Annotated in this window: 8 protein-coding genes; all 8 read left to right on the top strand. The window is 36.6% G+C overall.

Annotated elements, in window-relative coordinates:
* Complete coding sequence (locus tag CDG59_RS10540; protein ID WP_087545274.1) at positions 1 to 891, top strand: helix-turn-helix transcriptional regulator; 891 nt, start codon at positions 1 to 3, stop codon at positions 889 to 891.
* An 85-nt stretch (positions 892 to 976) separates the two neighbouring features.
* Entirely contained in the window at positions 977 to 4,132 is a 3,156-nt protein-coding gene (locus CDG59_RS10535) for an ATP-binding protein (protein ID WP_087545272.1), read from the top strand.
* 14 nt (positions 4,133 to 4,146) lie between these two features.
* Positions 4,147 to 4,416 carry a hypothetical protein gene (locus CDG59_RS10530; protein WP_087545270.1) on the top strand — a complete coding sequence of 90 codons (270 nt, stop codon included), beginning with the start codon at positions 4,147 to 4,149 and terminating at the stop codon, positions 4,414 to 4,416.
* A gap of 1 nt (position 4,417) precedes the next feature.
* Entirely contained in the window at positions 4,418 to 5,098 is a 681-nt protein-coding gene (locus CDG59_RS10525; RefSeq protein ID WP_087545268.1) for a hypothetical protein, read from the top strand.
* Positions 5,091 to 6,023 (top strand): hypothetical protein, encoded by a 933-nt coding sequence (locus tag CDG59_RS10520; RefSeq protein ID WP_087545267.1) that lies wholly within the window; start codon positions 5,091 to 5,093, stop codon positions 6,021 to 6,023. Before CDG59_RS10525 ends, CDG59_RS10520 begins: the two co-directional genes overlap by 8 nt.
* Before the next feature lie 86 nt (positions 6,024 to 6,109).
* Positions 6,110 to 6,916 carry a hypothetical protein gene (locus tag CDG59_RS10515; protein WP_143225223.1) on the top strand — a complete coding sequence of 269 codons (807 nt, stop codon included), beginning with the start codon at positions 6,110 to 6,112 and terminating at the stop codon, positions 6,914 to 6,916.
* Positions 6,917 to 7,001: 85 nt separating this feature from the next.
* Positions 7,002 to 9,827, top strand: coding sequence for a hypothetical protein (locus tag CDG59_RS10510; protein WP_087545263.1), 2,826 nt, complete (start codon positions 7,002 to 7,004; stop codon positions 9,825 to 9,827).
* Between the two features lie 60 nt (positions 9,828 to 9,887).
* Positions 9,888 to 12,785, top strand: a complete 2,898-nt coding sequence (locus CDG59_RS10505) for a hypothetical protein (protein ID WP_087545261.1) — start codon at positions 9,888 to 9,890, stop codon at positions 12,783 to 12,785.
* Positions 12,786 to 12,852: the final 67 nt, after the last annotated feature.

Below are 12,852 nucleotides of genomic sequence, written 5' to 3'. Positions count from 1 at the left end.
ATGCAAAAGGATACACAAAATAAAAATGAGACTTTAGCCAATCGTTTGATTGATATTCTTACAAGGCTAAACTCAGGGGAAAAATTAACCATCAATATGCTTGCAGAAAGCTATGATGCCCACCCAAAAACCATTCGACGTGATTTAGTACGGTTGGAAAGCTGTAATTTGCCTATTCAAAGAGAGGGCAAATATTTTTATTTAGACTCGACCTACTTAGGTAAGTTAAAACTAAAAGATATTCAGTCTTTTGCTCGTATATCTGGGATTCGTCATTTATATCCAAATCTTGATGTTTCCTTTATTCGGGAGCTTCTGGATAGTCGTGTTTATGATGCCAAAGGTTATTTTGTAGAAGATGCTTCACAGTTTAAAACCTTATTTGAAGCATTTGGTGAAGCGATTCGTAAGCATCAACAAATAGGTTTTCTTTATAAAGGCGAACCTCGTGTCGTTGAGCCTTATAAATTAGTTCACCATCATGGCTGTTGGTATTTGGCAGCAGTGCGTAAAGGTGTATTGCGTGCCTATCGTTTAAGTCGGATTGAATTATCGCCACACCCTCATGAACTTTTAAGTTTTAAACCTGATTCAACAATTTTGACTCAACTAGAGGATGAAGAAAGTATCTGGTTTGGTCAAGAGAAGCAGGAAATTATCTTAACGGTTCATGCTGATGTCGCTTTGCATTTTCAGCAAAGACCACTTTTGCCTGAACAGCAAGTCATTAAAAAACTGGATGATGGTGGCTTATTACTGTCTAGTCGAATTACGCATCATACCCAGATTTTACCTTTAGTCCGATACTGGATTCCTCATCTAAAAATTGTGAATCCAGAGGGCTTGCAGGATGAGATAGAATGGGGATTAAAGAAATATCTGGATATTTAATAGAGTATAGCCATGTGATGGGAAAATCAGCTCAATGTAAGATGATGTTTATAAATTAACAAGATTTTAAAATGGGAAATAAACGATGAATGTATTAAATAAGCAAAATTTAAAAATTGATTTAAAAGATGATGTTGGGGCTTTTATTGGTGAATTATCTCAGACACAAGGATGGAGTAATACTCCAGTTTTAAGTTTGAATAAACATCAATGGAATGAAAAATTTGAGCTTAATAATGGTAATGCTCGTTTTTTCCGTATTACTGAGCTTTCTGCTGAAGAGGAAGCAACATTAAGACAAGACCTTGAAAATGTTATCGCCTGTTTGGATCATCCTGATTATTGTTGGGTATACTATATTTCGGGTACATCGGAAGGGATTGAACTTTATCTAGGGGTGGTAAATAAGGTTCAAAAATCGGGTGTACATGAATATAGCGAACTGCTAACCAGTCAGTTAGAGGGTAATCTGACGGGTGTGCAATTGGAAAAAGTTAGCAGCGAAGATTTATCTGTAAAAATCATTCAACCATTACAGGAATCGATACATTTTGGGTTGTTGCATGGCGTACCCTCTCGCAGTATCGACCAGCAATCACAGACTGGACAGAACATTACACAGGGGATAGATCGTCTTGCTCGTGGTTTGTCAGGTGAGGTCTGGCAGCTTCTATTAGTGGCTGAGCCTGCACAGGAATTTGAGATTAATCAGCAAATTGATGAGTTATTACAGCTTTCATCTGATTTACATCCACACATTAAACACTCACAACAGTTGGGTTTTAATCAGGGCGAAAGTAATTCAAGTACCTCTGGGCGCAGTACCAGTCATGGTTTAACTCAAAACTCTGGAACAAGCTATTCTAAGACCGAGGGAACAGGTGATAGTGAAACACTTACCCGTCAAAAAGGAAAAAATACGGGAGGAGGTTCATCTGATGGTAAAAGTGGTAGTTCTTGGAGTAGTGGTACTTCAAAAAGTTGGGGAGATAATACCTCTGAATCTAAAGCTACAGGAACAAGTAGTAATGAATCTACAACATTAGGAAAAAATACAGGAAAATCTATTTCTAAAACCGATTCAGATAATACTTCTACAACTCAAGGGACAAATACAGGTTCTTCTAAGTCAGATACCCTTGAATACGTGAATAAAAAGATTGAACGTGTACAAAGTCATATCAATGACAAATTGATTGAGCGTTTTGATTTAGGGCGTAGTAAAGGTATGTTCCGTACCGCAGTCTATTTAGCTGCACCAACACCAGTCGTTTATAATCGTTTATCTCGTGCGATGGTGTCCGTTTTTCAGGGCAATCAATCGCATTTTTCTCCACTTAAAGTAACAGATTTTTCTTTACAAAAAAAACAAGTTCATAATCTATTTTTAGTACAGCGTTTGCCACAGTCAAATATGAGTAATCAACTGGCATTGATTCACAGTATTCCACAGGCTAAACAGGTATTTTCCGCAGCAACATGGCTTAATGCTAATGAGCTTTCTTTATTGGCAGGTTTACCAAGTCGTGAAGTAGCAGGCATTAAATTACGCAAAAATGTTGATTTTGCAGTAAATCCAGTAAATCCAAAAGATGGTTTTGATTTGGGTGTTGTGGTGCAGCATGGACGTAAGCTCAAAGATAATGTGGTGCGTTTAGATAAAAAATTACTCAATCAGCATATTTTTATTTCAGGGGTTACAGGAGCAGGTAAAACCACCACTTGCCAACAGATTTTGATTAACTCAGGTTTACCTTTTTTGGTTATTGAGCCTGCTAAAACTGAATATCGTAGCTTATCGAAGCATCATCCTGAAATTGAATATTATACTTTGGGTAATGAAAAAGTTTCACCATTTCGTTTTAATCCATTTGAATTATTACCGAATGAGCCTTTATCAGGTCATATTGACATGCTTAAAGCAACATTTGCCGCAGTATTTCCAATGGAAGCCTCAATGCCGTATTTGATTGAAGAAGCAATTGTTCGTAGTTATGAGCAGAAAGGCTGGGATATTCATTATGATGAAAACTATATTTATCCTGACCCTTGGAATTGTGGGGGACAAAGTTTTCCAATTTTTTCCGAAGTATTATTGACCTTAAAAGAAGTGATTAAATCGAAAAACTTTGGTCGTGATTTACAAGAAAAATATGAAGGCTCATTGATCTCTCGTCTGGATAATTTAACTACAGGCGCAAAAGGTCGGATGCTGAATACTCGTAATTCGATTGACATCAATGAGATGCTTGATAAAAAAGTTGTGATTGAGTTAGAGGATTTACGAGATGAACAAGATAAATGTTTAATGATGGGGTTGCTGATTGGGCGTGTGGCTGAAGCAGTCAAACAACGTCATAAAAAAGACCATAGTTTTCAACATCTCACCTTATTGGAAGAAGCGCACCGTTTGTTATCTAAACCACACGGTGGGGAAGATAGTTCTAAACGTTTGGGTGTGGAGCTATTCGCTAACCTTTTAGCCGAAGTCCGCAAATATGGTGAAGGTTTGATTATTGCTGATCAAATTCCGAATAAATTGACACCAGAAGTCTTAAAAAATACCAACACCAAAATTATTCATCGACTATTCGCTGCTGATGACCGTCATGCGATTGGCGATACGATTGGTTTAGATGATGAACAAAAAGAGTTTTTAACCTTGCTGACTGCAGGTGAAGCGATTGTCTATAGTGCAGGTTGGCATGAAGCAGTCAGGGTACAAGTACACACGCCAAATGATACCAATGCACCTGAAATAGACGTTGATATCATTAAGCAACTTGGGCAACAACGCATGTTTGCACAAAGAGCAAGACTCTATCCCAATTTATCAGCGAGTGAAGACTGGAATGTGTTAGGGGTAGAAACTTTTAATCAATATATTGTGGATGCAACCAAATTTTTGAATTTAATAATTCGATGGGTAATTAGCCCAAGTCAGGAATGGGTTAATCGTCTTGTAAGCTCTTTGGATAATCTCAAAGGTAAGTATCCATCGATTACTCAAACTCAGGCGTTGAAAGATTTATTTAAAGATATTGCACCCGTGTCTAGAGATAAAAGTTATACGGATGGTAAAACTGCTTATCAGTTATACGATATTTTATTTGGATTAATTAATAATAACCAGTTACCAGCAGATACAAAGAGCGGTGATAACTTTCCGATTGAAAGTGAGAATAAACGTCCTCTTTGGAATGATATCTCACTTGTATTTAAACAAATTCAGTCTATTTAAATGGAGTAAAAGTAATGGGATTGTGGAATATTTTTGGTTCGGGAAAAGGTTTTTTTTCCAGTGTAAGTTCAGCTCTTGGTTCTTCATTTAATCAGTCAGAATTAGAAGAAGACCCGACTTATAAAAAATATACTGCTGAGATGAGTAACTTTAAACTTGAAGATAAAGATGCAAAAACTGCTTCAAGGGCTAAAAAAGAGGAGTTTCAGCTTCATCAGATGCAGGATGAGTTGGGCAATATAGATAGTATTGATGACGTAAAAAAATATTTTCAGGAGAAATAAAATGGGATTTTGGGGCAGTGTAGGTTCAGCAATTAGTAGTGCATGTTCTTCGATTGGTTCAGCAATTGGCAGTGCTTGTTCCAGTATTATGGGAGGAATTAGTAGTGTGATTAGTAATGCGGGTTCACTGTTTTCGGCCTTAGCCGTTGTGATTCCAATTACGGGAGCTTTAGGTAAGGTTGTTGCGGCCCTTGATATTATTGGTAAGATTCTGGGTGTACAAGAACCTGACGAAGATACTGATGATATTGGTGATCGAGCGATACAGGCGCAGGAAGCAGGGATTAGTCCTGAAAATTATGCGACTTATCAGGAGTATTCAGCGGCAATCAAGAGTTTTGAACTTGACCCAAAACGTTCTGCTGAAATTAGTGACCTTGACAAAAAACTTGCAGGGATTGCAACGCAGGCATGGGCGTATGAAGAAAAATTTGGTCTAGATGGTGTTGGATTATTAACCAAAACAGTAGAATCGCCTGATTATTTTACAGGCGATCGTTTAGCAAGTTTTCTTGATAAAGTTGAAAATATATCTGATGTTGTTCAATACTTTGATGGCAAACTTTCATCAAATGAACGTAATGCAGTGGAAGCGAAATTGGTTGAAGCAGAAAAGACAATCAATCCAGAAAAAACCAATGCAGACATTTACAAGGAACTGGACACCTATCGTCATGAGTAAACAAAAAGTCACTATTAACGATGACCTACAACATTATTTATGTATTTTGGCATTTAAAGAACATCTGATTGCATACCAAAGTATGCAATCAGAACCCTGGCAGCTAATTCAAATTAAGGGTGGTCAGCAATATCTACACAAGGATAAGGCGAGTAGCTTAAAAGATGTATTAAGCGATATTTCTGCTAACTTGAATTTAAAAGATGGCTTGGCAAAAGTAAAAGTGAGTCTGCTTTACCAACAGGGGCATGATAAACTATTTATTGATGCTGTGAAGAACTTACAGGAATATCACTGTAAGACGTGGCAAATACTCAATTGGGATAGTATTTATCAATATGCTTTACAAATATTGAATATCGAACAGGTATTTTTTGATACTCAAACAGTAGACCACTTATGGGTACAAGATCATATCTTGCCATTGGTCTGGCATGAAAACAGTATTGAGCATCAACAGCAGGCTTTAGCTGCTTTACGTCAGGAAAAAAATCAGATTGAAGAGCAGCTTGCATTAATGCGTTCTGATGCAGAGCAAGCTTTGGCTCAACAAGTGAATAAACTTGAAAATGATAAGCAGCAGTTACAACAACATATTTTTGATGCAAGAGCACAATTGCAAAAATTGCAGCAGCCTGACTTAGAAAGTCTTTTGGTTTTTCTACCTGTCATTTTTAAAGATTTCTGGAATGTGGTACGTCCTGATGAGTTGGCGATGATTGTTGGAGTACTCAAGACGCCATCTGTACCATCACCTTACCATTCACCAAGCCTAAGCACTGTGCAGCAAAAGAAACGTCAATTTTTAGCACTGTCAGAAGAAAGTCAGGACAAAATTTTGGATTTATGTCGAGAGTTGGTACATAACCATAATGCGTTACAAGTACATCAGGAATTTAAATCTTTAGTTGGGGCGTTGGATTGATTATGGCAAAAGATGACAACATGCCAACCAAAAAAGAGATGATTCAATTTCTTGAACGGGTAGAGCAATTAACTGAGGACGACAACGTGTTTAAAGAAAAATTGGGTGGCTTATTACGCAAAATTGGCGATAAAACAATTGCCCCAAATGATACTTCTCCTATACGACATGATACAAAATCGGAAAATCATTTATTATCAAACTCAAAATCGACAGAGCTTGAACAACGTATCCATGCTATACAGCAGGATAATGATAACTTAGGTCAAAAAATAACACAGCTTAAACATACTAATAAGGAATTGGAAAAAGAAAAAATGGGGCTTTTGGATTTATTTAAGCGAAAAGAACAAGATGTTAGTCATTTACAGCAACAGATTAGTGGATTAAGTCAAGACAACCAAAAGCTTAAACAAAATAATGAGTCTTTAAGTACTGAAAATCAGGATTTAAGTAAAAAACTCGGTTCATTTAATTGGGCAAATTCACTTAAAACTGAATTTACTTTTTTAAAACAAGTGCAGTCACATCCAGAGCTTGCCAGTATTTTATTGCCAAATGGTGATGATAATGTACTGCAACTCATTGCGATTGCATCTCAATGGAATAATGTATTACGGGTTTGGGATGCTATAGCAACACAAATTAAAAATACACAACAAGCAATTTCTACAACAGAACAGCAAATTCTTGAGCATAGTCTAGCTTTATTTAATCTGACTCTACAAAGTAATCAGGCAACTTTGAAAAATCCTGAAACTGGTGAAAGTTATGATTATGATATTCATCAAAAAGTATCAGGTAGTGGCGGAAGTGTTGAGCAAGTCTTACTTGCAGGTTTATATAATGCCGCAGGCGAAAATGTAAGAGCTGCCATAGTAACTACACGTTAATTTTAGAAATGAAGAAACTCCCCTTAATCATAAAGAAATAAGGGGAAATAATGATGAATAGAAATAGCCTAAGAACAGGGAAGTTATGAGTCAGTTTGCTAACACATATGATGTTTATTTACCTAAAGCCAAGCAAAAAGTATTACAAAAACTTATAGTAAGTGACATAAATAATAAGCTTGCTGAAACAGAAAAGAGTTTGGTGAGTTATTTCAAAACGCAATGTTGGTGGACGATTAATAATGGAGAAGCTATCTTAGACAACCAAACAGGTCTTTTATGGCAAGGTAATCCGAAAGGAACTCAATATAAATATGATCAACAAGATACTGCAAGTATGAATATTGGTCATATTTTAGGTTTGTTAAATTGGAAACTCCCTACAGCATTACAACTAGAAGATCTTGTTAAAGCAGAACCAAAATTTCCATTAAGAAAAGGAGAGTTTTTTGAGATAAATAGTTGGTGGGCATGGCTGACAGCAGATAAGAAAGTAGCAAAATTAAAAGATAAAAATATTAGCTTTGGTCAGTTTTATGAAAAAAGAATTAGAAATGTTAAAAACTCTAGTTTTGGTATTTGGGCTTCTGGATATGGCTCAAGAGCAGAAGAATATCAGGAATTTCAAATTGCTAAAGTCATTGCAGTCAATGCTTCATTTAAAGATAGTTCTTATGTTGAGCGTATCAACGCATTTTTAGATAATGGTTGGGATTTTAAGCCCTTTACTCATCAAGAAGACTCAGCTTATAAAGCCTTTTTAATGAGTCTATCAAAATATAAATTATTATTATCATTAAACTCCAAAGAGCAATTAGATATTCTTACATCGTGGAAAAATATTGATTATTTTTCTGTTCGCTTACCTGTCATAGATGCTCCAGTTTTTACTGATAACCATAAAAGTCTATGGGAATTTTACGCTCCACAATCACAACAACATCAATTTAATAAAGTTCAGTCCGAAACCTCTGTACGTGGTCGAAATCCTGCTTTGGATATTCAACATGCACCCGTTGCAATTGACTTTGGTACAAGTAGTACGGTGGTTGCCATTCGTCAAAATGGACGAGATGAATTATTGCGTATTGGAATACAGGAAAAAGACTTAAATAAAGCGATTAGCGCAGAGCAATTTGAAAATCCAACGGTTTTAGAGTTTTTAAACCTTAATGAATTTCAAACCTCATGGCAAAGTGAAGCCTATCGTCCTTTGGTCAATTGGGATCATGTACATTGTTCGCATGAAGCCAAAGCCAGCTTAAATAATAATAAGGAAGCAGATAGCAAGGTTATCTCAAGTATATTCCCACGTTTAAAACAATGGGCATTGCGTGATGCTCAACAAACCAAAGTTGTGATTACTGACCAACAAGGCACAGAATATACAATTCAACCATTAACGGAATATAACCCTGTTAAAGGTCAAGCGATTCAAATCAATCAAAACTACCCTGAACTTGATCCAATTGAACTCTATGCTTGGTTTTTGGGTATGAATATCAATTGGCGAGGACGTGGCATATTCCTTGATTATTACATGACGTTTCCAGTCGCATATCCAATTGAAGTAAAAAATAAAATTCTTGCTTCTTTTCGCCGTGGTTTAATGCGGAGCTTGCCAGAATCTTTAATTGCGGATGAACAGTTTAATCAATTTAGTGTTCGGGAATGGGCTTCTGAACCTGCCGCCTATGCAGCCGCAGCTTTGGAAAAACTCAATATTGAACCGACTGAACAAGGCGTTGCTTATGCTGTATTTGACTTTGGTGGAGGTACAACCGATTTTGATTATGGTATTTATCGAGAACCGAATGAGCAGGAAGAAGACTTATACGATCATGTAATTGAACACTTTGGTGCATCGGGTGACAAATTTTTAGGCGGTGAAAACTTACTGGAGAATCTTGCTTATATCGTCTTTAAATATAATCAGGAAATTTGTCGTAAACAAAAAGTAAGTTTTACCAAACCCCTAGATGCCGAAAAATTTATAGGTCATGAACAACTTATTGATGATAGTCAAATGGCTTATACCAATACGTCTTTACTGATGGCAGCATTACGTCCATTTTTAGAAAAAGGTCAATTTACGGATGGTTTCGCAGGGGCTTTGGACATTAAGTTGCTCAACCGACAAAATGAGGTTGTAAATTGTCAATTTACGGTCAAACAAGATGAATTATTATCTTATCTAAAATGCCGTATCTATCAAGGCTTCATTAATTTCTTTGTAGAGCTAAAACAGGCATTTACAACACAGCATCAAACTTTACCTAAAGTTATTCATATTTTGCTAGCAGGAAATGCTAGTCGTTCCAAATTAGTGAAAGAATTATTAGTGGGCATTGAGAAAAAAGATCAAACCCAAACCACACTATTAAATCTAAGCACAATTTTTGGTCAGGATATTCCTGAATTTAAAATTCATTATCCACTAGATGCCGACCTTAAACATCATGATGTCATTACTGCAAAAACAGGTGTGGCATTGGGTTTATTACGCCTTTGCCCTGGAGAGGGCTTAAAAGTCATTAACCATGCCAAAACAAATGATGATGCAAATAGTCCATTCCAGTTTTATGTTGGTCGTCAAAAACGTGGGGTATTTGAAGTCATGATAAAACGTGGCGATGCGTACCATCAATGGCAGCAGATTGGTGCTGTGAGTGAAGATGGGATTTTCCTATTACTTTATAGTTCTTTGGCTCAAGCCTTAACGGATGAAGGAATGAAACGGGGAGCAACAGGTCTATTTGATCAGCGTATCCGTTTTGCTGGCAACACCGCAGGGCAAAAAGTTTTCGCTCGTATTCTCGCTCCAAGTGAGATTGAATTGTGTTCAGCAACTGATCTGGACGAAATACAAGTAACGGGTGGTAATAATTTACAGCAAATTAAATTGTCATAGGGACATAACCTGTCCCAACCAAACATCAAAATTGAGAAATAGTTAAATCGGGGAACATAAATGAGTCAAAGTTTTGAAACTTTTGTACCAACTTTAAAACATCAAAAGCTGCTTGCTACAGCAGAAGCAATCGCACTTGAAAATGATAAGGCAGAAGATGCTAAAACGCTAAAACAAGCCACCGAAGCAGCAGTAGCTTATTTTGAGCAACATCGCTATTGGTGTATCAATGAGGGAGAAATGATTTTTGATAGAGAAACTAAATTGCTATGGCAGGGTAACCCTAATAGTCAAGGCTACTCTTTAGCTGATGCTCGTAATAACGCAAGTAAGTTAAGATTAGGTAACTTACAAGGTTGGCAATTACCAACAATAGATCAGATAAAACAAATTGTTGAAAATAATTTTCCATTATTGTTAGGTAGTAATAAGCATATTTTATTGTGGTCAGCTATTATGTATACTGAAGGAGCAATGTGGTTAGATAGTGATTATCCTAGAACAACAGGTGACGGAAGACCGTGCTTATATTTATTGAAACATCATAAGTTAGAAAATTCTACTTTGAGTTTAAAATTTTTCATAGAAAATAACTGGAAAATTAGACCTTATTTTATTTTACCATCACAAAATGATATAACTAGTTTTGTGACAAGTCTTAGTTATGAGCAACATCAGCAATATACAAATAACCAAAGATATTGGCAAAGAAATCCTTTTGCAATTCCTGCAAAAACTCATATAGAGTTAAGAAAATTCTTAACCACTTATACAGATGCTCCATTAAAAAAGTTTTATCAAAACTTAGAGCATTTGGAAAAACTGCCTAAAAAGAAATACGACTATAAACCCCAAGTTGATCCAATTGCAGTTTGGCAAAGCATCGACTATACCACTACACGTCTACCAAAAATTGACGCTCTAAAATTTACTGATGTTGAACAAGGCATGTGGGAGTTTTTTATTCCTAAAGCTTCACAGGGTAAATATACAAAAGTTCAATCCAAACAATTCTGCCGTGATCGTAACCCTGTTTTGGATATTCGGGAGGCTAATGTCGCAATTGATTTTGGTACAAGTAGTACAGTTGTTGCCATTCGTAAAAATGGCAAAGATGAATTATTGCGTATTGGGATGCAGGAAAAAGATTTTGCCAAAGATGCCATTACTGACCAACAATATGAAAACCCGACTATTTTAGAATTTAGGAATTTAAAAAACTTTCTAAATGAATGGCAGAGTGAAAGCTATCGTCCATTAGTGGATTGGAACAATATTTATTGTTCACATGAGGCAAGAAATACACTACGTAGTCCAAATAGCACAATAACAGAAAAAGGTAGCATTTTTGCAGGTCTTAAAAAGTGGGCATTGCGTAATGAGAATAATGCAAAGGTTCGTTTCCGTGATCAACAGGATTATGAATATCAATTACAACCTTTAACTGAATATAACCCAGTCAAAGGTCAGGCAATCCAAATCGGTAAAGACTACCCACAACTTGACCCAATCGAAGTTTATGCGTGGTTTTTGGGAATGACCATTAACTGGCGAGAAAGAGGTATATTCCTCAACTATTATTTAACTTTTCCTGTGAAATATTCCAATGAGGTGAAAGCCCGAATATTGGCAGCATTTCGCCGAGGACTACAACGTAGTTTGCCTGAATCATTGATTTATGATGAACGCTTTAATGAGTTTAGCGTAGAGGAGTTGGCTTCTGAACCTGCTGCTTTTGCTGCTGCGGCATTAGAGCGTTTGGAAATTGAACCTGATGATGGTGGTGTTTCCTATGCCGTATTTGACTTTGGTGGTGGTACAACCGATTTTGACTATGGCTTCTATCGCAATCCAAATGATGAAGAGCACGATGAGGGATGGGATCATGTGATTGAACATTTTGGTTCATCGGGTGATCAATTTTTAGGTGGTGAAAATTTACTGGAAAACTTGGCGTATTTGGTATTTCAAGCGAGTAGCAGCGAGTGTAATAAAAATAAAATTGCATTTACTAAACCATTGGATGCAGAAGTTTTTGCAGGTTCAGAACTACTCATTGCACAAACACAGGCTGCTTATACCAATACCACGTTAATGATGTCTAAACTAAGACCATTATGGGAAGCTGGAAAAATTGATCTTGACTCTAAAGGGACAGAAACGTTTAAACTCATTAACAAAGATGGGCAAACTGTAGATTGTGAAATTGCAATAAAACAGGATGAATTGATTAAGTTTCTTGAAAATCGTATTCGTCAGGGTTTAAAAGACTTCTTTATAGCTATGAATGTTGCATTTAAACAGCAGCATCAAAAGTTACCTGAATTGATTCATATTCTTTTAGCTGGAAATTCAAGTCGATCACGAATTGTGTTAGGGCTACTTGGGCGTTTAGATGATGAGAAATCTAAAGCCTTACATCAATTGTTATTGACAGATTTAGCAGAGATTTTTGAGGATTTGCCTGATCTGGAAATTCATTTACCTTTAGATGCTGATCCTAAAAATGCTTATGCACCAACCGCTAAAACAGGTGTAGCGTTGGGGCTATTACGTTTGTGTCCTGGGGAAACACTAAAAGTCGTCAACCATGCTGCGGAGGATAATACCGATAGTCCATTCCAATACTTTATTGGTGCATTTAGACGAGATACTTTGCAAGTGGCAATTCATCGTGGACAGACTTATCAGGAGTGGGCGGAACTCGGTAAGCCCCTCAATGGTGTGTTAGTTATGGGCTATACAACTTCATCTAGTGCAGCACTTGAAAATCAGGTTAAACGTGGTGATAAAGGTGTGTTTGAACAAAACTTACGATTATCGGGTAATATCCAAGGTCATAAGGTATTTGCTAAAGTACTTTCACCAAATGAAATTGAAATCTGTACGGCGCAGAGTTTGGATGATGTTCATCGCCAGCAAACCAATAATAACCGTATCATTCAATTAAGCATTTAATTCAGTGGATTGAGGTTGTTTATTTTAGGGTAAGCAACCTATTTAGTTTTTTAGATTGGGAAGAAAA

It is taken from the genome of Acinetobacter sp. WCHA29, from assembly GCF_002165335.1.
In the GTDB taxonomy this organism is placed as follows: Bacteria; Pseudomonadota; Gammaproteobacteria; order Pseudomonadales; family Moraxellaceae; genus Acinetobacter.
This window is presented reverse-complemented; position numbering and strand designations above follow the sequence as displayed.